This window comes from Nonomuraea sp. NPDC005730 (genome assembly GCF_040630865.1).
Classification (GTDB): Bacteria; Actinomycetota; Actinomycetes; order Streptosporangiales; family Streptosporangiaceae; genus Nonomuraea.
Map to the genome: position 1 here is coordinate 23188 of NZ_JBEXYK010000054.1, position 22277 is coordinate 45464.

At 71.9% G+C, this 22277-nt stretch carries 18 protein-coding genes; 10 read left to right on the forward strand and 8 right to left on the reverse strand.

Features of this window, described 5'->3' with window-relative positions:
- Positions 1-47: 47 nt before the first annotated feature.
- Both ABZ444_RS39065 and ABZ444_RS39070 read right to left on the reverse strand, forming a co-directional pair.
- Positions 48-767 carry a response regulator gene (locus ABZ444_RS39065; protein ID WP_358008560.1) on the reverse strand — a complete coding sequence of 240 codons (720 nt, stop codon included), beginning with the start codon at positions 765-767 and terminating at the stop codon, positions 48-50.
- Positions 764-2257: an ATP-binding protein gene (locus tag ABZ444_RS39070; protein ID WP_358008563.1), complete on the reverse strand. Its 1494-nt coding sequence runs from the start codon at positions 2255-2257 to the stop codon at positions 764-766. Before ABZ444_RS39070 ends, ABZ444_RS39065 begins: the two co-directional genes overlap by 4 nt.
- A gap of 104 nt (positions 2258-2361) precedes the next feature.
- Between ABZ444_RS39070 and ABZ444_RS39075 the strand changes: the two genes are divergently transcribed.
- A complete protein-coding gene (locus ABZ444_RS39075; protein WP_358008566.1) occupies positions 2362-3690 on the forward strand; it encodes a cation:dicarboxylase symporter family transporter in 1329 nt (442 codons plus the stop codon).
- Here ABZ444_RS39075 and ABZ444_RS39080 read toward each other — a convergent pair.
- From ABZ444_RS39080 to ABZ444_RS39090, 3 genes are all read right to left on the reverse strand, one after another.
- Positions 3687-4505, reverse strand: coding sequence for an SAM-dependent methyltransferase (locus ABZ444_RS39080; protein ID WP_358008570.1), 819 nt, complete (start codon positions 4503-4505; stop codon positions 3687-3689). The two genes, ABZ444_RS39075 and ABZ444_RS39080, sit on opposite strands and share 4 nt — an antisense overlap.
- Before the next feature lie 47 nt (positions 4506-4552).
- Positions 4553-5911, reverse strand: a complete 1359-nt coding sequence (locus ABZ444_RS39085) for an ATP-binding protein (protein WP_358008574.1) — start codon at positions 5909-5911, stop codon at positions 4553-4555.
- A gap of 63 nt (positions 5912-5974) precedes the next feature.
- Positions 5975-7468, reverse strand: a complete 1494-nt coding sequence (locus tag ABZ444_RS39090; RefSeq protein WP_358008576.1) for a glycoside hydrolase family 13 protein — start codon at positions 7466-7468, stop codon at positions 5975-5977.
- Positions 7469-7766: 298 nt separating this feature from the next.
- On the opposite strand from ABZ444_RS39090, the gene ABZ444_RS39095 reads away from it, so the two are divergent.
- Genes ABZ444_RS39095 through ABZ444_RS39120 form a run of 6 tightly spaced genes read left to right on the forward strand, consistent with a single transcriptional unit; the run spans position 7767 to position 14864 of the window.
- Positions 7767-9044 carry a maltose ABC transporter substrate-binding protein gene (locus tag ABZ444_RS39095; protein WP_358008579.1) on the forward strand — a complete coding sequence of 426 codons (1278 nt, stop codon included), beginning with the start codon at positions 7767-7769 and terminating at the stop codon, positions 9042-9044.
- Between the two features lies 1 nt (position 9045).
- Positions 9046-10614 carry an ABC transporter permease subunit gene (locus ABZ444_RS39100; RefSeq protein ID WP_358008582.1) on the forward strand — a complete coding sequence of 523 codons (1569 nt, stop codon included), beginning with the start codon at positions 9046-9048 and terminating at the stop codon, positions 10612-10614.
- Complete coding sequence (locus ABZ444_RS39105) at positions 10611-11450, forward strand: sugar ABC transporter permease (RefSeq protein ID WP_357969195.1); 840 nt, start codon at positions 10611-10613, stop codon at positions 11448-11450. Before ABZ444_RS39100 ends, ABZ444_RS39105 begins: the two co-directional genes overlap by 4 nt.
- A 5-nt stretch (positions 11451-11455) precedes the next feature.
- A complete protein-coding gene (locus ABZ444_RS39110) occupies positions 11456-13240 on the forward strand; it encodes a glycoside hydrolase family 13 protein (protein ID WP_358008585.1) in 1785 nt (594 codons plus the stop codon).
- A gap of 58 nt (positions 13241-13298) precedes the next feature.
- Positions 13299-14549: a right-handed parallel beta-helix repeat-containing protein gene (locus tag ABZ444_RS39115; RefSeq protein WP_358008588.1), complete on the forward strand. Its 1251-nt coding sequence runs from the start codon at positions 13299-13301 to the stop codon at positions 14547-14549.
- Between the two features lie 18 nt (positions 14550-14567).
- Positions 14568-14864 carry a hypothetical protein gene (locus ABZ444_RS39120; protein ID WP_357969202.1) on the forward strand — a complete coding sequence of 99 codons (297 nt, stop codon included), beginning with the start codon at positions 14568-14570 and terminating at the stop codon, positions 14862-14864.
- Positions 14865-14867: 3 nt separating this feature from the next.
- On the opposite strand, the gene ABZ444_RS39125 is transcribed toward ABZ444_RS39120, so the two are convergent.
- Positions 14868-16028: a thiolase family protein gene (locus ABZ444_RS39125; RefSeq protein WP_358008591.1), complete on the reverse strand. Its 1161-nt coding sequence runs from the start codon at positions 16026-16028 to the stop codon at positions 14868-14870.
- A 70-nt stretch (positions 16029-16098) separates the two neighbouring features.
- Complete coding sequence (locus tag ABZ444_RS39130) at positions 16099-16656, reverse strand: WHG domain-containing protein (RefSeq protein ID WP_358008594.1); 558 nt, start codon at positions 16654-16656, stop codon at positions 16099-16101.
- 54 nt (positions 16657-16710) lie between these two features.
- On the opposite strand from ABZ444_RS39130, the gene ABZ444_RS39135 reads away from it, so the two are divergent.
- The 3 genes from ABZ444_RS39135 to ABZ444_RS39145 all read left to right on the forward strand — a co-directional run bounded on the left by ABZ444_RS39135 (position 16711) and on the right by ABZ444_RS39145 (position 21886).
- The gene (locus tag ABZ444_RS39135) at positions 16711-19836 is read left to right on the forward strand and encodes a cytochrome P450 (protein WP_358008597.1); all 3126 of its coding nucleotides are present in this window, start codon (positions 16711-16713) and stop codon (positions 19834-19836) included.
- Between the two features lie 208 nt (positions 19837-20044).
- Positions 20045-20680 carry an ACT domain-containing protein gene (locus ABZ444_RS39140; protein WP_358008600.1) on the forward strand — a complete coding sequence of 212 codons (636 nt, stop codon included), beginning with the start codon at positions 20045-20047 and terminating at the stop codon, positions 20678-20680.
- 42 nt (positions 20681-20722) lie between these two features.
- Entirely contained in the window at positions 20723-21886 is a 1164-nt protein-coding gene (locus ABZ444_RS39145; protein ID WP_358008603.1) for an acyl-CoA dehydrogenase family protein, read from the forward strand.
- Here ABZ444_RS39145 and ABZ444_RS39150 read toward each other — a convergent pair whose 3' ends face one another.
- Positions 21887-22243, reverse strand: coding sequence for a metalloregulator ArsR/SmtB family transcription factor (locus ABZ444_RS39150; RefSeq protein WP_358008606.1), 357 nt, complete (start codon positions 22241-22243; stop codon positions 21887-21889). It lies immediately after the preceding gene.
- Between the last annotated feature and the right edge of the window lie 34 nt (positions 22244-22277).

The window sequence follows — 22277 nt, forward strand, 5'->3', positions numbered from 1 at the left end:
GCACCCAGAAGCTAGAGGCCCGGATTGAACGGGCAGCGTCACCGCCATTAACTTTCCATGGGGATCCGGTAGAGCAACTCTGGCCGGCCCACCCCGCCGTACTGCGGCACGCGCACCGCCATCCCCAGCTCGACCAGGTGTTCCAGGTAGCGGCGGGCGGTCACCCGCGACACCCCGACGGCCTGCGCCACGCTCTGCGCGGAGCTGCCGCCCGGCCGTTCGCGCAGCCGCGCCGACACGGTGTCCAGGGTGTCGCGGGCCAGCCCCTTGGGCAGCTCGGAGCTGCCGCGAAGGGTGCCGAGCACCCGGTCGACGTCGCCCTGGGCGACGATCACGCCGGTGTCCTGCCTGAACCGGGCGTAACGCGCCAGCTTCTCGGCCAGGGGCGCGTAGGTGAACGGCTTGAGAAGGTACTGGGAGACGCCCAGCGACACCGCCGAGCGCACCGTCGCCAGGTCGCGCGCCGAGGTGACGGCGATGACGTCGCACAGCAGCCCGCCGGCCCGCACCGCGCGGCACACCTCCAGCCCGTGCATGTCGGGCAGGTACAGGTCGAGCAGGATGAGGTCGACGGGCCGGCCGCGCAGGAACCGCAGCGCCTCGCCGCCCGAACGCGCCACCCCGGCCACCTCGAAGCCGGCCACCCGCTCGACGTAGACCCGGTTGGCCTCGGCCGTGATCTCCTCGTCCTCCACGATCAGCACGGAGACCGGCGCGCCCGGCCGGCTCGGCCCGCCCGCTCCGGGACCGGGGTCCGGCCCGCTCATCGCACCCGCTCCGGGACCGGCAGCCGCACCGTGAACGCCGACCCGGCCACCTCGATCGTGCCGCCCAGCCGCCGCACCGCCTGCCCGACCAGCGCCAGCCCGAGCCCGTGGCCGTCGCCCTTGGTGGTCCAGCCCTTCGCGAACGCCTCCGGCGCGGTCAGCCCCGGCCCGTCGTCGGCCACCCTGATCACCACCCCGTCCCGGTCCGCGCTCAGCCGCACCTCGACCCTGGTGGCCGCGTCGAGGGCGTTGTCGACCAGGTTGCCGACGATCGTCACCAGGTCGCGCGGGTCCAGGCCCAGGTCGTCGAGGTCGCTGTCGGGCGTGAGCACCAGCTCGCCGCCGCGTTCTGCCGCCTCGGCGCTCTTGCCGAGCAGCAGCGCGGCCAGCACCGGCTCGCGCACCGCGCCCACTACCCGGTCGGTCAGCTCCTGCGCCGCGCGCAGCTCGGCGGTGCCCAGCGCGACGGCCTGCTCGGTGCGTCCCAGCTCGACCAGCGTGATCACGGTGTGCAGCCGGTTGGCGGCCTCGTGCGCGGCCGAGCGCAGCGAGTCGGCGAAGCCGCGTTCGGCGTCGAGCTGCCCGGCCAGCGCCTGCAGCTCGGTGTGGTCGCGTACGGTCACCACCGTGCCGTGCCTGCTGGCCGCGCCGTTGACGGCCAGCACCCGCTCGCCGGCCAGGTGCACGCGTTCCTCGTGGCCCTCCAGCAGCGCCGACAGGCCCAGCTCGGCCACGTGCCGGCCCTCGGCGTCCGGCGGCAGGTCCAGGAGCTGCCTGGCGGCGTCGTTGCAGAGCGTCAGCGTGCCGTCGCCGCCGACCAGCAGCAGGCCCTCCCGCACGGCGTGCAGGACGGCGTCGTGGTGGTCGTGGATGCGGCCCAGCTCCACCGGGCCGAGCCCGTGGGTCTGGCGGCGCAGCCGTACGGTGACCAGCCACGTCCCGGCCGCGGCGAGGGCGAGCGCGAGGGCGGCGACCAGGCCGCTCCAGGCCAGCTGGTCGCGCAGCCGGGCGCTGATCCGGTCGATCGTGATGCCCGCGCTGACCAGGGCCCGGACCCGGCCGCCGGACCACACGGGCGTCACGGCCCGCTTGGAGGGGCCGAGCGTGCCGGTGTAGGTCTCGACGAAGGTCTGGCCGGCCAGGGCCCGCCCGGTGTGGCCGAGGAAGCGCCGGCCGATCTCGGCCGGGTTCGGATGGGTGTAGCGGGTGCCGTCCGGCTTCATGATGGTGACGAAGTCGACGCCCGTCTCCTTGCGCACCCGTTCGGCGTACGGCTGCAGGGCCAGGGTCGGCTCGGGGCCGTCGAGGGCGGCGGCCACGCCCGGCGCGGCGGCCACGCTGACCGCCACGGCCCTGGCCGTGGCGCCCGCCTCCTCGGTGAGCAGGCGGTGGGCCTGCACCAGCGCGAGCACCGCGCAGCCGGTCACGGCGACCGCGACCACGAGCAGCTGCAGGACCAGCATCTGGCCCGCCAGGCTCCAGCGGCGCATGAGCCCCCCTTGCGTGAACGAAACTTACTCAATCGTGACGTGGGTCACAGCGAGCCGCATAGTCGCACGACCAGCCCCTTTTTCCAAAGCGGTGGAGACCCCTCATGCGTGATCGCACTCGTTACCTGTACCTGGCCGTCATCGTGGCGGTCCTGCTCGGCATCCTGGTCGGGTTCGTCTGGCCGGAGGCGGGCAAGGAGCTCAAACCCCTCGGCACCGGGTTCGTGGCGCTGATCAAGATGCTGATCAGCCCCATCATCTTCTGCACGATCGTGCTCGGCATCGGCTCGGTACGCCAGGCCGCCAAGGTCGGCAAGGTCGGCGGCCTCGCGCTCGGCTACTTCATGGTGATGTCCACCGTGGCCCTGCTCATCGGCCTGCTGGTCGGCAACGTCATCGACCCCGGCTCCGGGCTGCACCTGACCGACGCCGCCCGGCAGGCCGCCGCGGCCGAGGCGGCCAAGGGCGAGGCCACCGGCGGGGTCGACTTCCTGCTCGGCATCATCCCCGTCACGCTGGTGTCGGCCTTCACCGAGGGCTCGGTCCTGCAGACGCTGCTGGTGGCGCTGCTGGCCGGATTCGCGCTCCAGGCCATGGGCGAGCGGGGCGCGCCGATCCTGCGCGGCGTCGAGCACGTCCAGCGGCTGGTGTTCCGCATCCTGGCCATGGTCATGTGGGCCGCGCCGGTCGGCGCGTTCGGGGCCATCGCGGCCGTGGTCGGCGCCACCGGGATCGAGGCGCTCAAGAGCCTGGCCATCATCATGATCGCCTTCTACCTCACCTGCCTGCTGTTCGTTGGCGTGGTGCTGGGCGCGCTGCTGTGGCTGGTCGCCCGGGTCAACCTGTGGTCGCTGCTGCGCTACCTCGGCCGGGAGTTCCTGCTGATCCTGTCCACGTCGTCGTCGGAGACGGCGCTGCCGCGGCTGATCGCGAAGATGGAGCACCTCGGCGTGAGCCGGACGGTGGCCGGCATCACCGTGCCGACCGGCTACTCCTTCAACCTCGACGGCACCGCCATCTACCTCACCATGGCCACGCTGTTCATCGCCTCGGCCACCGGCGCGCCGCTGCAGGTCGGCGAGCAGGTCTCGCTGCTGCTGTTCATGATGGTCGCCTCCAAGGGCGCCGCGGGCGTGACCGGGGCGGGCATGGCCACGCTCGCCGGCGGCCTGCAGTCGCACCGCCCCGAGCTGGTGGACGGCGTCGGCCTCATCGTCGGCATCGACCGGTTCATGTCCGAGGCCAGGGCGCTGACCAACTTCGCGGGCAACGCCGTGGCCACCGTCGTGGTCGGCACCTGGACCGGCGACTTCGACCGGGGCCGGGCCGCCGAGGTGCTGGCCGGGCGGGCGCCGTTCGACGAGTCCACGCTGATCGACGAGGAGGACGACCGCCCCGAGCCGGAGCCGGAGCGGCGGACCGTGCGCGTCTAGGGTTTGCGGCCGATGCCCGCGTACCCCATGCGGGCGAAGTCCTCGTCGTAGAAGGGCGGGCTCTCGGGGTCGGTGAACGGGAAACCGAGCTCCGGCCCCTTGCCCGTGGCCAGACCGGGCGGGATCAGCTCGAAGTCGCCGAAGAAGGCGGCGATCTCCTTGCCCGGCCGCGGGCAGAACGGCGCGTTGGCCCGCCGGTAGAACTGGCTGACCCGGGCCACGCGCTCGGGCGCGTGGTCGGTGCCGACGTGCGACAGGGCCAGGTAGCTGCCGGGCGCGAGCGCGTCGCGGTAGGCGGCCACGAAGCCCTGCGGATGGTCGGTGTCGGGGATCAGGTGCAGCAGGAACATCATGAGCACCGCGACGGGCCTGCCGAAGTCCAGCAGCCCGCGCACCTCGGGGCTGTCCAGCACCTCCCGCGGGCGCCGGACGTCGCCGTGCAGCATGGCCACCTGCTCGGGGCCGGCCAGCAGGGCCCGCCCGTGGGCGGCCACCACCGGGTCGCTGTCCACGTAGACCACGCGGGCCTGCGGCGCGTACCGCAGCGCCACCTCGTGCACGTTCTCGGCGGCCGGCAGGCCGGAGCCCAGGTCGAGGAACTGGGTGACACCCTGCTCGCACAGGTACCGCACCACCCGGCCGATCAGCAGCCGGTTCTCCCGCGTGCCGTCCCTGACCTCCGGCATCGCGCTCAGCACCAGCTCGGCCAGCTCGCGGTCGGCCGGGAAATTGTTCTTTCCGCCCAGGAAGTAGTCGTACATGCGCGCGGTGTTGGGGATGTGAGGATCCACGCCCTGGGGGACTTCTTGCGTCATGAGGGCATGATCCACTAACTGGCTGCCGGAAATCTACGCTTTCGACATCAGATGGCCGGAAGCCGCAGGACGAACCGCGCCCCGCCCGGACGGTCCTCCACCCGGACGCTGCCCCGGTGGGCCATCGCCACGTCCCTGGCGATGGCCAGGCCGAGCCCGGTGCCGCCGGAGTCGCGGCTGCGGGCGGCGTCGAGGCGGGTGAACCGCTCGAAGATGCGCTCGCGGTCGGCCTCGCGGATCTCCTGGCCGTCGTTCTCCACCGCCAGCACGGCGGTGCCGCCCCTGGCCGGGCCCGCCTCCCTGGTGACCACGACCCGCACCATGGTCTCGGCGTGCCGCTGGGCGTTGTCCAGCAGGTTCGTCAGCACCCTGGCCAGTTGCAGGCGCACACCCTCGACGACCACGCCGTCGGTCAGCTCCAGCCGGGTGGGCAGCTTGTCGCTGCGCACGGCCAGCTCCTGCCGGACGAGCCCGGCCAGGTCCACCGGCTCCCTGGCCACGTCCACCCGGGAGCCGATCCTGGCCAGCAGGAGCAGGTCGGTGATGATCGCCTCCAGCCGGTCGGTATCCCGCAGGGCGCTGTCCACCAGGGCCTCGACGTCGGTGTCCGCCGGGTAGAGCTGGGCGCTCTCCAGCTGGGCGCGCAGCCCGGCGATCGGGGTGCGCAGCTCGTGGGAGGCGTCGGAGGCGAACTGGCGTTGCTGCAGCGCGGAACGTTCCAACCGGGCCAGCGTGTTGTTGACGGCCTTGGCCAGCATGGCGACCTCGTCCTCGCCGCCCGGCTGGGTGACCCGGTGGCTCAGGTCGCCGGCGCTGACCGCGTCCAGCTCGGCGCGCATGGTCGCCACCGGGCGCAGCGCGCGGCCGGTGACCAGCCAGGTCGCCCAGGCGGTGAGCGCGATCAGCACCGCCACCTGGGAGAACACGATCACCTCCAGCGTCTGCGAGGCCAGCACCTCCGGGGTGCTGCGGCCGGCGTAGACGATGGGGGAGTCCTCCGACATGCCGGCCTTGACCGCCGACAGGTGCACGCACTCGGTCGGCAGGCAGTTGGTGGTGTTGACCACCCGGCTCTCGGCGGTGGGCCGCACGTCGCTGAGCGGCGGCAGGTTCCTGGCCGCGTCGCTGCTGGCCAGGACGCGGCCGTCGGTGCCGACGATCTGGATCAGGTCGATGGACGGGTTGGGCACCGGGATCGTGGCGCCCTGCGGCGGCAGCCCGCCCGCGCGCATCTCCGAGGCCACCCGCTCGGCGGTGTCCCGGGTGTCCCGGTAGACGCCGGCCGTCACCAGGGAACGCGAGACGATGCACCCGGCGATGCCCACGGGGATCAGCACGAGGGCGGCTACGGCCGTCGCGATGAGGGTGACGCGTCCGCGCAGGGAGCGGGCCCACAGGGGTGGCACTCCCCGAGACTACTAACCGTCATTGCCGCCAAATGCCGCGTCAAGGGAAAGGTTCCCCCAACCTCAACGCTGGATCCACACGGCGGTGTCCGGCGGGACCGACCCGTCGGCCGCCAGCGGGCCGCTGGCCAGCAGCACCGTGCCGGGCACGACCGGGGCGACCGGGTCCTCGCCGGTGTTCAGCATCACGACCAGGCCCGGGTCGCGCTGGACGGCCAGCACGTCCTCGGGGGTCTCCAGCCACCGCAGCGTGCCGCCGCCGAGCGCCGGGTGCTGCTTGCGCAGCCGGAGCGCGGCCCGGTAGAGGTTGAGCGTGGAGTCGGGGTCGTGCTCCTGGGCCTCGGCCGACAGCAACGTCCACGACGGCGGGATCGGCAGCCACGGGTCGCGCCAGCCGCAGCCCGGCTCGCTCGTCCACGGGATCGGCACCCGGCAGCCGTCGCGGCTCTCGCCGGTGCGCCGGAAGGCCGGGTCCTGGCGCAGCTCGTCGGGCAGGTCGAGGACCTCGGGCAGGCCCAGCTCCTCGCCGTTGTAGAGGTAGGCCGAGCCGGGCAGGGCCAGCATGAGCAGCGTCGCCGCGCGGGCGCGGGCCAGGCCGCCGTGCCGGGTGACGTGGCGGGGCTTGTCGTGGTTGGACAACACCCAGGTGGTGGGCGCGCCGACCAGCTCGGCCTCCGCCAGCGACTTCTCGATCACCGCACGGAACGACTTGGCGTGGAAGTCGGCCATCATGAACTCGAAGTTGAACGCCTGGTGCAGCTCGTCCGGCCCGACGTAGCGGGCCAGCCGCTCGGGCGAGGACACCCACGCCTCGGCGACGGCCATCCGGCCGCCGGGGTAGGAGTCGAGGATCGGCCGCCACTCCCGATAGATGTCGTGCACGCCGTCCTGGTCGAAGTAGGGCACCTGCTCGTCGCCCAGCATCTCGGCCTGGCGGCCCTCCTTCGGGCCCACGTCGGGCAGCCCCTCGGCCTTGACCATGCCGTGGGCCACGTCCACGCGGAAGCCGTCCACGCCCCGGTCCAGCCAGAAGCGCAGGACGTCGCGGAACTCGGCGCGCACCTCGGGGTTGTCCCAGTTGAGGTCGGGCTGCTCCGGCGCGAACAGGTGCAGGTACCACTGGCCGTCCTCGACCTGGGTCCAGGCCGGGCCGCCGAAGATCGACTCCCAGTCGTTGGGCCGGTCGCGGAAGATGTAGCGGTCGCGCAGGCCGGCCTGGAACCAGGGGTGCCGGTCCGAGGAGTGGTTGGGGACCAGGTCCACGATCACCCGGATGCCGCGGTCGTGGGCCTCGGCGACCAGGGCGTCGAAGTCGGCCAGCGTGCCGAACATCGGGTCCACGTCCCGGTGGTCGGCCACGTCGTAGCCGCCGTCGGCCATGGGGGAGGTGTAGAAGGGGCTCAGCCAGATCGCGTCCACGCCCAGCCCGGCGAGGTGGCCCAGGCGGTCCCGCACGCCCTTCAGGTCGCCGGTGCCGTCGCCGTCGGCGTCGGCGAAGCTCCGGGGGTAGACCTGGTACACGACGGCGTCCCGCCACCAGTCGTCGTTGCCGAGCATGGCTTTCCTTCCCCCGATGTCCGTGATGTCTGGTGCAGGATGGCGCGCGTCCTTGCGACAGGTCAAGTGCAAGTTTCGGAAAGTTGCAGATTGCCTGTATGGCCGTTATCCCGGGTGCGGCGAGGTCAGCGCGTCGGGGGTCGGATGTGGTTCCGGTAACGCTCTTTCGCAAGTTCTTCCAATTCTTGCAAAGAGCCGCTAACGTCCCGGAAACGTAAGCCGTGAACAGCGGCGGATAACGATCTTCGGCGGCGGCGCACGCAGGCGTCGCCGCTCCTCCATGACCTCGGGAGGTCTCATGCGTGTACGGGTCCTGGGAGTGGCCGCCCTCTCCACCCTCGCGTTCGCCGCTACGGCTTGTGGTGACTCCGGCTCGACCGCCCCGTCGGCGCAGCCCAGCGGCTCGGCCTCGGCCTCGGCTCCGGCCCCGGCGGCGGGCGGCACGCTGGTCATCTGGGCCGACCCGAGCCGGGTCAAGCCGCTCAAGCCCTTCGCCGACCAGTTCGGCACCGAGAACGGCGTGACCGTCGAGGTGAAGGAGATCAGCAAGGACAACCAGATGACCTTCCTGACCGCCTCCCAGCAGGGCAGCGGCCCGGACATCATGATCGGCGCGCACGACTGGATCGGCAACCTCGTCCAGAACGGTGCCATCGACCCCGTCACGCTGACCGACGAGCAGAAGGCGGCCTTCTCGGAGATCGCCATGAAGGCGGTCACCTTCAACGGCCAGGTGTACGGCGCCCCGTACGCGGTGGAGAACATCGCCCTGATCCGCAACACCAAGCTCGCCCCCGACGCCCCCGCCACGATCGACGAGATGATCGACAAGGGCAAGGAGCTGAAGAAGGCCGGCAAGGTCAAGGAGGTGCTCTGCCTGCCCGTCGGCGTCAAGGGCGACGCCTTCCACGCCTACCCGCTGTTCGCCTCCGCGGGCGGCGCGCTGTTCGGCCAGACCGCCTCCGGCGACCCCGACCCCAAGCAGGTGCTGCTCGGCTCCGAGGGCTCGGTCAAGGCGTTCGGCAAGCTCAAGGAGCTCGGCGAGAAGGGCGACGGCGCGCTCAAGACGTCGGTCACCAACGAGAACTACATCGTCAACTTCGCCGCCGGCAAGTGCGCCTACCTGATCTCCGGCCCGTGGGCCATGAGCGAGGTCAAGAAGGGCGGCATCTCCTACGACATCACGCCCGTCCCGGCGTTCAAGGACGGCAAGCCGGCCACGCCGTTCGTCGGCGTCCAGTCGTTCTTCGTGGCCGCCAAGGGCAAGAGCAAGGCCCTGGCCCAGGAGTTCGTCGCCAACTACGTCACCAACAAGGACGTCGCCAAGGCCCTGTACGAGGCCGACCCGCGGCCCCCGGCGCTGACCGCCGCCCTCCAGGAGGTCCAGGCCGCCGACCCCGACGCCGCCAAGTTCATGGACGCCGGCAAGAGCGGCATGCCGATGCCCGCCATCCCCGAGATGGCCGCGATCTGGGAGCCGTTCGGCATCGCGGAGACGGCCGTGGTCAAGGGCGGCGACGCGGCCAAGGCCGCCGCGGCCGCGCAGAAGGCCATCGACGGCGCGCTCAAGAACTGACATGACCCAGGACGTGCACGAGGCCGTGGGGACCACCGTGTCCCCGCGGCCTCGCCGGGAGCTCACCACGGCGTTCGTGGTGAGCAGGATCGCGGTGCTGGCCGTGGCCGCGGCGATCCTGCTCTACGCCGTGCCGCCGCTGGTCGCCGCGGAGTCGTGGATCTCGCTCGCGCTGCTGGCACTGGCCGCCGCGGCCATCGCCTACCTGTACCTGACCCGCCGCTTCATCCCGGCCAAGTACCTCGTCCCCGGCACCGTCTTCCTGATCGCCTTCCAGGTGCTGCCCGTGCTCTACACGGTGACCACGGCGTTCACGAACTTCGGCGACGGGCACCGCGGCGACAAGGCCGACGCGGTCACCGCCATCGAGACCGGCTCGGTGCGCCAGGCCCCCGGCTCGCCCGAGTACGGCCTGACCGCCGCCCTGCGCGGTGACGAGCTGGTGTTCCTGCTGGTCGACCCCAAGACCAAGCAGGTGCGGCTGGGCACCGCCGAAGGGCTGACCCCGCTGGCGGGCGCCCAGGTCGGCCTCACCGGCAAGGTCCTGTCGGCCCCCGGCGTGACCGTGCTGAAGGCGCCCGAGGCGGCCGCCCGCGGCCAGGAGATCTCGGCGCTGTCCGTGCCGACGCGGGGCGGCGCGATCAAGGCCAACGGCCTCAGCCGGGCCATGGAGGGCAAGGCCGCGCTCGCCTACGACGCCGCCTGCGACTGCGTCAGGGGCAACGGCGACACCTGGACGGCCGACGAGGCCCAGGGCTACTTCGTCAACGCCGAGGGCGAGCACTTGGCGCAGGGCTGGCAGGCGAACGTCGGCCTGGACAACTTCGCCCGCGTCCTGACCAACCCCACCATCTCCGGTTACTTCGTCGGCGTGCTGGGCTGGAACCTGGTGTTCGCGCTGGCCTCCGTGGCCGGCACGTTCGGGCTCGGCATGGCCGTGGCGCTGGCGCTGCACCACCCGCGCATGCGCGGCACGAAGATCTACCGGATCGCGCTGATCCTGCCGTACGCGATGCCGGCCTTCGCCATGCTGCTGGTCTGGCGGGACATGTTCAACCGCGACTTCGGCCTGATCAACCAGTTCTTCGGGCTGAGCGTCGACTGGCTCGGCGAGCCCGTCACCGCCCGCTTCGCGGTCATCCTGGTCAACCTGTGGCTCGGCTTCCCGTACATGTTCCTGGTCACCACCGGCGCGCTCCAGGCGATCCCGCGCGAGCTGACCGAGGCGGCCTCCATCGACGGCGCCACGCCGTGGAAGGCGTTCCGCCGGGTGACGCTGCCGCTGCTGCTGGTCGCGCTGACGCCGCTGCTGATCTCGTCGTTCGCGTTCAACTTCAACAACTTCAACGCCATCGCGCTCACCACCGACGGCGGGCCGTTCCCGGCCGAGAGCCCGCAGGTGGGCGCCACCGACCTGCTGATCACCTACACCTTCCGGCTGGCGTTCGGCGCGGGCGGGGCGCAGTTCGGGTTCGCGGCGGCGATCTCGGTGTTCATCTTCGCGATCGTGGCGGTCATCTCGGCCGTGGCCTTCCGCCGTACCCGCAAGCAGGAGGAGGTCTACGCATGAGGATCGCGCTCAGGCACGTGTTCGTGCTGGCGGTGTGCGTGTTCGCGCTGTTCCCGATCCTGTTCGTGGTCTCGGCCGCGATCAACCCGATGGGCACGCTGGCCTCCACCGACCTGGTGCCGTCGGGGGCGAGCCTGAACAACTTCGTCAACCTGCTCGCCTCCGACGACTATCCGTTCGGCCGCTGGTTCTTCAACTCGGTGTTCATCGCGCTGGTCTCGTCGTTCGCGAGCCTGCTGCTGTCGATGCTGGCCGCCTACGCCTTCAGCCGCATGCGCTTCGCCGGCCGCCGGGTCGGGCTGCTGGCGCTGCTGCTCATCCAGATGTTCCCGCAGTTCCTGGCCATCGTGACGATCTTCATGATCTTCACCAGGGTGACCGAGCTGTACCCGGCGTTCGGCTTCAACACCGTCTGGGGCCTGCTGCTGCTCTACCTGGGCGGCGCGCTCGGCGTGAACACCTGGCTGATGAAGGGCTTCCTCGACACCGTCCCCAAGGAGCTCGACGAGGCCGCCACCGTGGACGGCGCCACCCACGCGCAGATCTTCTGGCGGATCATCATGCCGCTGGTCACGCCGATCCTCGCGGTCACCGCGCTGCTGGCCTTCATCGGCATCATGAGCGAGTTCCTCATGGCCAACGTGTTCCTGCGCGACCCCGAGAGCAAGACCCTGGCCGTCGGCATGTACGGCATGATCGCCGGCGACCACCGCAACGCCAACTTCGGCATGTTCGCCGCCGCGACGTTGCTCACCGCCGTACCCACGGTGAGCGTGTTCCTATGGCTGCAGAAGTACATCGTCTCCGGCCTGACGGCCGGGGCTGTCAAGGGATAGGTCCATTGCGCCATGTCGGCGAGCCGCACCACGACGGCTCAGCTCTCTACGTCTCCAGCCGGGAACCGGCGCCCGGCTCGCGGGTGACCCTCTGGCTGCGCGCCCCGCGCGCCGCCGGGATCACCGGGGTGCACGTGCGTACCGTCTGCGACGGAGAGCCCCGCTACGCCGAGGCCCGCGTCGACGAGTCCAGGACCGGCACGCCGGTCGCCGGCTACGGCGCGGACGACGTGTGGTGGCAGGCGGAGGTCACCACCGTCAACCCGGTCACCCCGTACCGCTTCCTGCTGCACACCCGCCGCGGGCAGCTGTGGCTGACCGCGGCCGGCCCGGTCGGCCACGACGTGACCGACGCGAGCGACTTCCGCCTGGTCTGCCACCAGGCGCCGCCCTCGTGGATGTCGGACGCGATCGTCTACCAGATCTTCCCCGACCGGTTCGACCGCTCCGGCCCGATGCCGGAGCTGCCCGACTGGGCGCTGCCGCGCGACTGGGACCGCGACCCGGTGATCCCCAGCGGCCCCGGCACCGCCCAGCAGTTCTACGGCGGCGACCTCGACGGCATCACCCGGCGCCTGGATCACATCCAGGGGCTCGGCGCCGACACCGTCTACCTGACGCCGGTCTTCCCGGCCCGCTCCAACCACCGCTACGACGCCGCGAGCTTCGAGCACGTCGACCCGCTGCTCGGCGGCGACGAGGCCCTGCACCGGCTGTCCGGCGCGCTGCACGCCCGCGGCATGCGCCTGCTCGGCGACATCACCACCAACCACTGCGGCGACGCCCACGAGTGGTTCACCGCCGCCGTCTCCGACGTGAACGCCCTCGAACGGGAGATGTTCTACTTCGACCCCGACACCGGCGACTACGAGTCGTGGTGGGGCGTCAAGTCGCTGCCCAAGCTCAACTGGGGCAGCGAGCTGGTGCGCTCCAGCATGCGCGCGGTGCTGAAGAAGTGGCTCGGCCCGCTGGACGGCTGGCGCGTGGACGTCGCCAACATGACCGCCAGGCTCGGCGCCGAGGACCGCAACCACGAGGTCGCCGCCATGCTGCGCCGGCAGCTCGGCCCCGAGGCCGCCTTCATCGCCGAGCACAACCACGACGCCTCGCTCGACCTCGACCGCGACGGCTGGCACGGCACCATGAACTACGGCGGCTTCACCCGTCCGGTCTGGGCCTGGCTGCGCGGCCCCGACGTGGACCTGCCGCACTTCCTCGGCGTGCCGGGCGGCGTGCCCGAGCGCGACGGCACCGACACCCTGGCCACGTTCAGGTCCTTCGCCTCGCACATGTCCTGGCGCTCGCTCACGCACTCCTGGCAGCTCCTGGACTCCCACGACTCGCCGCGCATCCGTACGGTGACCGGCTCGCGCGAACGCCACCTGCCGGCCCTCGGCCTGCAGGCCACGCTGCCCGGCACGCCCATGGTCTTCGCCGGCAGCGAGTTCGGCCTGACCGGGATCAACGGGGAGCACTCGCGCACCCCCATGCCCTGGAACCGGCCGCACGACCAGGACCTGGCGACCCTGTCGGCCTACCGCGAGCTGCTCGGGCTGCGCCGCGCCGAGCCCGCGCTGCGTCACGGAGGGTTGCGCTGGCTGCACTCCGACGCCGACTGCCTGGTCTTCGCGCGCGAGACGTTCGAGGAGTCGCTGCTGGTGGCCGTCCGCCGGGCGCCCGGCGCCGCGCTGCCCATCGGGGCGCAGGCCCAGGGCGTCTACAACGCCGAGGACGGCGACGTGATCCCGGGGGACGGTCCTTCGGTGTCAGTGTGGCGCATCACACGCTGATCACGCTACGGTATGGCCTGGCCCCGTACCGTCTTCAACTGGATAGTGGTGTGCCCGCATGAGGTTGCTCTCCGTAGCCGTCGCAGCTTCGCTCCTTACCGCCGTACCGACCGCCGCGGAAGCCAGGGCGGCCACCACCTACTACGTCGACTCCAGGGCCGGCGACGACTCCGCCGCCGGCACCAGCCCCGACAAGCCGTGGAAGTCGCTGGAGAAGGTCAACTCCGCCGACCTCAAGCCGGGTGACATCGTCAGCCTCAAGCGGGGCGGCAGCTTCACCGGCCCGCTCAGGCTCACCGCCGACGGCACCGCCGCCCGGCCCATCGTCGTCCGCTCCCACGGCACCGGCGCCCTGCCCCGCATCAGCGGCGACGAGCGCGACTGCGTGGTCGTCAAGGGCGCCTACTGGCAGATCAGCGGCGTGCGCGCGTCCCGCTGCCGGTTCGCCGGGTTCCAGCTCGGCGGCCACCACACCGAGCTGACCGGCGTCGCGGCCGACGGCAACGTCGCGGGCGTGTGGGTCACGCCGTCCGGCTCGCACAACACCGTCCGCGACAGCACGCTCACCGGCAACAACCGCATGAGCGTCGACGACGAGGGCGGCGACAACGACTCCGGCGCCTTCGGCGTGCTGCTCAACGGCGACGACAACCTGGTGACCCGCAACACCATCACCGGCAGCTACGCCAAGAGCCACGACTACGGCACCGACGGCGCCGCCGTCGAGATCTTCAACGGCGACCGCAACCGCATCACCCACAACCACGCGCGCGACAACGAGACCTTCACCGAGCTCGGCGCCCAGAAGGGCAAGACCGCCACCGGCAACGTCTTCGCCTTCAACGTCGTCACCTCCAGCCGCAGCCGCGGCTCCTTCCTCATCACCCGCGGCCCCGGCCACGTCGTGGGCCCGGTCAAGGGCACGATCGCGGTCCAGAACTCGGTCTACCTGCCGGCCAAGGACACCATCGGCTGGTCCTGCCACGACGGCTGCGGCCCCTCCATCCTGCGGCTGCGCAACAACGTGATCGCGGTCGGCGGCGAGGCGGGCTGGGCCGACGGCAAGGGTGTCGACGACGGCGGCAGCGTCTACTACGGCCGCAAGCTCACCTTCAAGCTGGGCCCGAAGTCGGTCAGGGCAGACCCGCTGTTCGTCTCCCGCACCGACCTGCGCCTGCGTCCGGGCTCCCCGGCGCTGGGCCGCGGCCTGCCGCTGTCGCCCACCTGGTACGGCGGCGCCGCCTTCGGCAAGGACATGCTGGGCCGGCCGCTGTCCGGGTCGCCCGACGCCGGGGCCTACCAGCGGTAGCGGTGTAGCCTACGGGGCATGGTCCCGGATCTTCGCCTGCCGCTGGTCAAGCAGCTCGCCGAGGCCGACGTGCCCCACCGCTTCTGGCACACCGCCGGCCCCGGCGGGCGCGTCTGGCTGTTCGAGAGCGTCGAGGGCGACGGCGAACACTGGGCGATCAGGCAGATCGAGGTCGACACCGACCGCGTCGCCCACCGCTACTGGTGGGGCCGGCTCCAGGACGATCGCGGCTTCCTCACCGACCAGCCGCTGGAGATCTGGGAGCTGACCGAGATCACCCAGGCGGCCTTCGAGGCCGTCTGGGCCGCCGCCTGAGCCCTAGCTCGCGCTTTCCAGAACGAGCGCGTTGGCCAGGCCGCCCGCCTCGCACATGGTCTGCAGGGCGTAGCGGGCGCCGCGCGAGCGCATGGCGTGCACGAGCGTGGTGGTGATGCGGGCGCCGCTGGCGCCGAGCGGATGGCCGAGGGCGATGGCGCCGCCGTTGACGTTGACCTTCGCCGGGTCGGCCCCCGTCTCCTGCAGCCAGGCCAGCACGACGCCGGCGAAGGCTTCGTTGACCTCGAACAAGTCGATGTCGGACAGCGCGAGCCCGGCGCGGCGCAGCACCTTCTCCGTGGCCGGGATCACGCCGGTGAGCATGAGCAGCGGGTCGGAGCCGGTGACGGCGAAGCTGTGCAGCCGGGCCAGCGGGCGCAGGCCGAGCCGCGCGGCGGTCTCGGAGCCGGCGATCAGGACGGCCGCCGCGCCGTCGTTGATCGGGCTGGCGTTGCCCGCGGTGACCGACCAGCTGATCTGCGGGAATCGCTCGGCGTAGCCGGGGTCGGCGTAGGCGGGCCGCAGCCCGGCCAGGATCTCGGGCGTGGTGGCGGGGCGGATCGACTCGTCGCGGTCCAGGCCGGCGATCGGGGCGAGCTCGGCGCCGAAGTCGGCGGCGGCGGCCTTGGCGTGGGAGGCGGCGGCGAAGACGTCCATCTGCTCGCGGCTCAGCGACCACTTGGCGGCGATCAGCTCGGCGCTGATGCCCTGCGGGACGAGCCCCTCGGGGAAGCGGGCGGCCACCGAGGGCCCGAAGGGGTCGGCGCCCGGCGGCACGTTCGACCACATGGGCACCCGGCTCATCGACTCCACGCCGCAGGCCACGACCAGGTCGTACGCGCCGGACATGACGCCCTGTGCGGCGAAGTGCACGGCCTGCTGGGACGAGCCGCACTGCCGGTCGACCGTGACCGCGGGCACCGAGTCGGGGAAGCCGGCGGCCAGCCAGGCGTAGCGGGTGGTGTTCATGGCCTGCTCGCCCACCTGGTCGACGCAGCCGCCGATCACGTCGTCGACCAGCGACGGGTCCACGCCGCTGCGCTCGATCAGGGCGCGCAGGGCGTGGGCGAGCAGGTCGACGGGGTGCGTCCCGTGCAGCCCGCCACCGGGCTTGCCCTTGCCGATCGGGGTGCGTACGGCTTGCACGATGACGGCGTCGCGCATCGCGGCCTCCTGTCCGTTGGAATTTCCAACTCACTCTAACGCGAGCGGGTTGGACTTTCCAACGCAGGCGTCACCGGGCGGCCAGGCCGTTGATGATCATGTGCAGGGCGACGTCGAAGCTGCGCTCGACCTCCTCGGGCTCGCCGCTCAGGTGCCCCCGCGTCTCGGCGAAGACGAACCCCGAGACGAACGCGTGCAGCACCTCGCTCGTCCGCCGCAGCTCCTCCTCGGGCACCCCGGAGGCGCGCAGGATGCGGTAGAGCGCCTGCCACAGTGGCAGCCGCCGGTCCTCGCTGAACTCGGGGTGGTTGTGCAGGTAGGTCCACATGGCCGGATGTTGCCGGGCGTGCCGGTGGTAGGCCAGGGCCAGGGCCCGGAGCTGGTCCTGCCACGGGGTGCCGTCGTCGGGCGGCAGCGGCAGCCGGGCGCTGACCGTCTCGCAGATGCGGGCCAGCAGCGCCTCCTTGCTCGCGACGTGGTGGTAGACCGACATGGGGTTGACGTCCAGCTCGGCGGCCAGTTTCCGCATCGACAACCCCTCGACGCCGGCCTCGTCGATCAGGCGAAGCGCCGTGGAACAGATCTCGTCAAGACTCAGGGGAGCTCCCCTGCGTGCGCTCACTGCCATACAGCGTATGGTAGCGTCAGCCATACGGTGTATGGCTACCCGAAGGGAGCACTCATGAGGCGTATCCCCGCCCCGCAGGGCCTGCCGATCCTGGGCAACACGCTGCAGATCCCGGCCCACTCGCCGGTGGAGCACTTCGTCAAGGTCGCCGAGCGGTACGAGGAGGGCATCTTCCGGCTGGAGGTCGCCGGCCGCACGATCGTGCTCGTCCACGACCCCGACCTGGTCGCGGAGGTGTGCGACGAGAGCAGGTTCGTCAAGCGCATCAAGCCGCCGCTGTCGATCGTGCGCGACTTCGGCGGCGACGGCCTGTTCACCGCCGAGCCGCACGAGCCGGTGTGGGGGCAGGCCCACCGCATCCTGCTGCCCGCCTTCAGCCAGCGCTCGATGAAGGCGTACTACCCGCAGATGCTGGAGGTCGCCGAGCAGCTCGTCGCCTCGTGGGCCGGCCGCCAGGGGCAGGACCTGCCCGTGGCCGACGACATGACCCGGCTCACGCTGGACACGATCTCGCTGACCGGCTTCGGCTTCCGGTTCGACTCCTTCGCCTCTCCCGAGCTGCACCCGTTCCTGAAGGCCATGGGCGGCGCGCTGACCGAGGCGATGCTGCGCAACCAGCAGCTCCCGTTCGTCACCAAGCTGAAGCGCGGCCACGAGGACGCCTACCGCCGCGACATCGAGACCATGCGCGCCCTGGTGGACGACGTGATCAGGCAGCGCCGCGCCGAGGGCGCCGGCGACGCCAAGGACCTGCTCGGCCTCATGCTGGCGGCCGCCGACCCGAAGACCGGCGGCCGCCTGTCCGACGAGAACATCCGCAACCAGGTGCTCACCTTCCTCATCGCCGGGCACGAGACCACCAGCGGCCTGCTCTCCTTCGCCCTGTACAACCTGCTGCGCGACCCGCACACCCTGGCCAGGGCCTACGACGAGGTCGACCGCCTGCTGCCCGGCGACGAGCCGCCCAGCTACGAGACGATCATGAAGCTCGACGTCATCCCCCGGATCCTGGAGGAGACGCTGCGGATCTGGTCGCCGATCCCCGCCTTCGCCGTCAGCGCCGTCGAGGCCACCACCATCGGCGGGTACGAGATCGAGGCCGACCAGAGCATCGCCGTGCTGCTGCCGTCGCTGCACCGCCACCCCAAGGCGTGGGAGCGGCCGGAGGAGTTCGACATCGACCGCTGGCTGCCGGAGAACAAGAAGGCCCACCACCCGGCGGCGTACAAGCCGTTCGGCAACGGCGAGCGGGCCTGCATCGGCCGCCAGTTCGCGCTGACCGAGGCCCGGCTCGCCCTGGCCATGATCCTGCGCCGCTTCGCCGTCTCCGACCCCGGCGCCTACCGGATGAAGATCAAGCAGACGCTGACCATCAAGCCCGACGGGTTCACCCTGCGGGTGCGCGAGCGCCGCGCCCACGAGCGCACCGCGCCCGCCGCCGACGTCCAGGCCGCCGGGGAGGGCGAGCGGCACGACCTCGCGGTCACCGGCGTGCCGCTCACCGTCGCCTACGGCTCCAACCTGGGTACCGCCGCCGACATCGCCGAGCGGCTTGCCGAGCGGGCCGGCCGGTCCGGCTTCGCCACCACCCTGACCACCCTGGACGACCTGACGCCGCCGTCGCAGGGCCTGCTCGTCGTGGTCGCCTCCTCCTACAACGGCAAGGCGCCCGACAACGCCCAGCGTTTCGACGCCCTGGAGGAGCTGCCCGACCTGTCGGGCGTGCGCCTGGCGGTGCTCGGCTGCGGCAACTCCCAGTGGCCGACGTACCAGGCCTTCCCGCGCCGGGCCGGCGAGAAGCTGACCGCCGCCGGGGCCGTGCCGCTCGTCGAGCGCGGCGAGGCCGACGCCGACGGCGACTTCGACGGCGACGTCTCGGCGTGGACGGCGCGGCTGTGGGCGGCGCTGGCCGAGGAGTACAGCGCCCCGGTGGGCGCGGCCGGGCCGCGCTACGAGATGGAGGTGCTCGGCGAGAGCGAGGTCAGGCCGGCCGTCGTCTCCGACCGGGCCGTGCCGATGACGGTCGTGTCCAACGAGGAGCTGACCGGCGACCCCGCCGGGCTGTGGGACTTCTCGGCCGAGGCCCCGAGGCCCGGCGTGCGCTCGATCGTGGCCCGCCTGCCCGAGGGAGTCACCTACACGGCGGGCGACCACGTCGCCGTCTTCGCCAAGAACGACCCCGAGCTGGTCGAGTGGGCCCTGCGCTGCCTGCGCGTGCCGCGCGAGCAGGTGGTGCGGCTGCGCGCCGCCGGCGCCACCCACCTGCCCGTGGACACGCCGGTGACGGCCGGCCTGCTGCTGACCGAGTTCGCCGAGCTGCAGGAGGTGGCCACCAGGGCCGACCTGGAGGCCCTGGCCGCGCACACCGGCTGCCCCTGGACGCGCGGCCGGCTCGCCGAGCTGACCGCGAACTACGCCGACGAGATCCTGGCCAAGCGGGTCTCGCCGCTGGCCCTGCTGGAGCGCTTCCCGGCCGTCGAGCTGCCGCTGCCGGTGTTCCTGGAGATGGCCGGGCCGATCCGGCCGCGCTACTACTCGGTCTCCTCCTCGCCGCTGGCCGACCCGGGCCTGGTGCGGCTCACCGTCGGGCTGGTCGAGGGGCCCGCCTGGTCCGGCAGCGGCACCTACCAGGGCATGTGCTCGGCGTACCTGGCCGGGCTGCGGCCCGGTGAGGTGTTCTACGGGTACGTACGGGTGCCCGCGCCGCCGTTCCGGCTGCCCGCCGATCCGGCCACACCGGTGATCCTGGTCGGCCCCGGCACGGGGTTCGCGCCGCTGCGCGGCTTCCTGGAGGAGCGGGCGCTGAGCGGCCCGGGCGGCCGGGCCGAGGTCTTCACCGGCTGCCGCCACCCCGGCCACGACTGGCTGTACCGGGACGAGGTGACCGCCTGGGCCGCCCGCGAGGAGGTGAACGTGCACACCGCGTTCTCGGCCGTGGCCGGGCATCCGTACCGGTACGTCCAGGAGGCCGTGGCCGATCACGCCGAGGAGGTGTGGGAGCTGCTGGAGCAGGGCGCGTACGTGTACGTCTGCGGCGACGGCCTGCGCATGGCCCCGGCGGTGCGCCAGGCGCTGCTGGACGTCCACCGGCGGCACACCGGTGAGGGCGGCGAAGGCGGCGCGGCCTGGCTGGCCGCCCTGGAGGCCGGCGGCCGCTACCAGCAGGACGTGTTCGCCTGATCCCCACGTGCGGGGATCGGTCTGCCTGATCCTTGAACGATCCTTGGTCGTTTTTGGGAAAACACCTGCTCAAACCGCCACCCAGGTTCGACAATCCGGACTTAGCGCCGGATCCTGGGATATAAGCGCAGCATGCGCGACATATCCGTGGAACATGCGCGAAACCTGTCCACGGCACTGTGAGAGCCTCTGGGAAAGGGGGCGGCCAATGCTGCTGCGACTGAGGGTGTCCCTGCCGGACCGGCCGGGCGGCCTCGGCCAGGTCGCGAAGGCGCTGGGGGCGCTCGGCGCCGACATCCTGCAGGTCACCGTGCTGGAACGGGAGACCGGCCGGGCGGTGGACGACTTCATCGTGTCCTGGCCGGGGCCGATCAGCGCGACGGAGGTCTGCGAGCGGATGTCGGCGACGCCGGGCGTACGCGTCGAGGGCGTCTGGCCCACCCGCGACGTGCCCGGCTCCGCCCCCGACTACGACCTGCTCATGCACGTGGCGACGGAACCGGCCCGCGGGCTGGCCACGCTGGTGGACGCCCTGCCCGCGCTGTGCGGCGCCGAGTGGTCGGTCGCGGTCGAGGACGGAGCCGTGCGGCATGCCTCGATGGCCGCCCCGGAGGTGCTGAACCTGCCCGACCCGCCGCCGCGCGCGATCACCCTGGACTCGGCGGACCTGCGGCTGATGTTGCTGCCCATCGTCTCGCAGGGCATGCACGTCGTCGTCGCCCGTGCCGGCGGGCCCGTCTTCCACCGGGCCGAGCTGGAACGCGCGGTCCGCATCGTGGACGTCGTCGCCAAGCTGGCCGCCCGCGCGCCCGGACGATTGACCGGCCAAACATCAGACGAATAACGTGAGCCTCGACCGTCCCTCCCGCGCAGAGGACCTGAGGCCATGGATTTCGAGCTGACCGACGAGCAGAAGGCCTTCCGCGAGACCCTGCGTGCCTTCGTGGAGAAGGAGATCCTGCCCGTGGCCACCGAGTGGGAGCACTCGGGCCGCTACCCCACCGAGATCGTCGAGAAGATGAAGCAGATGGGGCTGTTCGGGCTGACCGTCCCCGAGGAGTACGGCGGCCTCGGCGCCGACATGGTCTCCTTCGCGCTGGTCTTCGAGGAGATCGCGCGCGGCTGGATGGGCGTGGCCGGCACGATCGGCTCCCACTCGCTGGCCTGCTGGATGATCGCCAAACACGGCACCGACGAGCAGAAACGCCTCCACCTCGCCGACCTGGCGTCCGGCGTCCGGCGTACCGCCATCGCGCTCACCGAGCCGGGCGCCGGCACCGACCTGCAGGGCATCCAGACCCGCGCGGTCCGCGACGGCGACCATTACGTGGTGACCGGCACCAAGACGTGGATCACCAACGCCCGGCACGCCGACCCGCTGCCCGTCCTGGTCAAGACCTCGGTCACCGAGCCGGCCCACAAGGGCATGTCGGTGCTGCTGGTCGATCCGGCCTCGCCCGGCTTCGGCGTCAGCCGCGACCTGCCCAAGCTCGGCTACAAGGGCACCGAGACCTGCGAGGTCGTGCTCGACGAGGTGCGCGTGCCGGTCTCGGCGCTGCTCGGGGGCGTCGAAGGACGCGGCATGCAGCAGGTGCTGGGCGGGCTGGAGATCGGCCGGGTCAACATCGCCGCCCGCGCGGTAGGCGTCGCGCAGGCGGCCTACGACGCCGCCCTGGAGTACGCGCGGGAGCGCACCGCGTTCGGGCAGCCCATCGCCGACTTCCAGGCCGTCCAGCTCAAGCTCGCCGACCTGGCCACCGAGATCCAGGCCGCCCGGCTGCTCACGTACTGGGCCGCCGCCCAGGCCGACGGGGGCAAGCGGGTGGACATGGAGGCGGGCATGGCCAAGTACTTCGCCTCCGAGGTGGCGCTGAAGGCCTCGCTGGAGGCGATGCGCATCCACGGCGGCTACGGCTACTCCCAGGAGTTCGTGGTCGAACGGCTCTACCGGGACGCGCCCCTGATGGCGATCGGCGAGGGCACCAACGACGTGCAGCGGCTGGTGATCGCCCGTGCCCTCGTCTCCGGCAAGGGCCGGGTGGGCTGGTAGCTAGTCGTGCCGGGGCAGCCCTGAGACCTCGTGGTCGGCGTGGGACAGCGCCGCGGCGATGAGCGCCCGCACGTGCCCGTCGCGGGCGCGGTAGAGCACCCGTCGGCCGTCCCTGCGGGTGTCCACCAGACCGGCCAGCCGGAGCTTGGCCAGGTGCTGCGACACCGACGGGCGCGCCGCGCCGACCGCCTCGGCCAGGGAGCTCACGTCCAGCTCGCCGGCGGACAGTTCCCACATCAGCCGGAGCCGGGTGGCGTCGCCGAGCATGCGGAAGGCCTCCACGGCGGCGTTGACCTGGGCGGGAGTGGGTTGCTCCTGCGAATGGTCCGCACCTGAGACGTTGTCGCGTGCGTACATGACTACATATCCTGGTCGGAGCGGACGAGAAGCG

Coding starts and splice junctions, on each gene's coding strand:
- ABZ444_RS39090 (WP_358008576.1), bottom strand. CDS start 7,468: ATGCTCGGCAACGACGACTGGTGGCGGGACGCCGTCGTGTACCAGGTC.
- ABZ444_RS39145 (WP_358008603.1), top strand. CDS start 20,723: ATGGATTTCGAGCTGACCGACGAGCAGAAGGCCTTCCGCGAGACCCTG.
- ABZ444_RS39115 (WP_358008588.1), top strand. CDS start 13,299: ATGAGGTTGCTCTCCGTAGCCGTCGCAGCTTCGCTCCTTACCGCCGTA.
- ABZ444_RS39125 (WP_358008591.1), bottom strand. CDS start 16,028: ATGCGCGACGCCGTCATCGTGCAAGCCGTACGCACCCCGATCGGCAAG.
- ABZ444_RS39100 (WP_358008582.1), top strand. CDS start 9,046: ATGACCCAGGACGTGCACGAGGCCGTGGGGACCACCGTGTCCCCGCGG.
- ABZ444_RS39130 (WP_358008594.1), bottom strand. CDS start 16,656: ATGGCAGTGAGCGCACGCAGGGGAGCTCCCCTGAGTCTTGACGAGATC.
- ABZ444_RS39095 (WP_358008579.1), top strand. CDS start 7,767: ATGCGTGTACGGGTCCTGGGAGTGGCCGCCCTCTCCACCCTCGCGTTC.
- ABZ444_RS39105 (WP_357969195.1), top strand. CDS start 10,611: ATGAGGATCGCGCTCAGGCACGTGTTCGTGCTGGCGGTGTGCGTGTTC.
- ABZ444_RS39075 (WP_358008566.1), top strand. CDS start 2,362: ATGCGTGATCGCACTCGTTACCTGTACCTGGCCGTCATCGTGGCGGTC.
- ABZ444_RS39070 (WP_358008563.1), bottom strand. CDS start 2,257: ATGCGCCGCTGGAGCCTGGCGGGCCAGATGCTGGTCCTGCAGCTGCTC.
- ABZ444_RS39150 (WP_358008606.1), bottom strand. CDS start 22,243: ATGTACGCACGCGACAACGTCTCAGGTGCGGACCATTCGCAGGAGCAA.
- ABZ444_RS39080 (WP_358008570.1), bottom strand. CDS start 4,505: ATGACGCAAGAAGTCCCCCAGGGCGTGGATCCTCACATCCCCAACACC.
- ABZ444_RS39065 (WP_358008560.1), bottom strand. CDS start 767: ATGAGCGGGCCGGACCCCGGTCCCGGAGCGGGCGGGCCGAGCCGGCCG.
- ABZ444_RS39135 (WP_358008597.1), top strand. CDS start 16,711: ATGAGGCGTATCCCCGCCCCGCAGGGCCTGCCGATCCTGGGCAACACG.
- ABZ444_RS39140 (WP_358008600.1), top strand. CDS start 20,045: ATGCTGCTGCGACTGAGGGTGTCCCTGCCGGACCGGCCGGGCGGCCTC.
- ABZ444_RS39120 (WP_357969202.1), top strand. CDS start 14,568: ATGGTCCCGGATCTTCGCCTGCCGCTGGTCAAGCAGCTCGCCGAGGCC.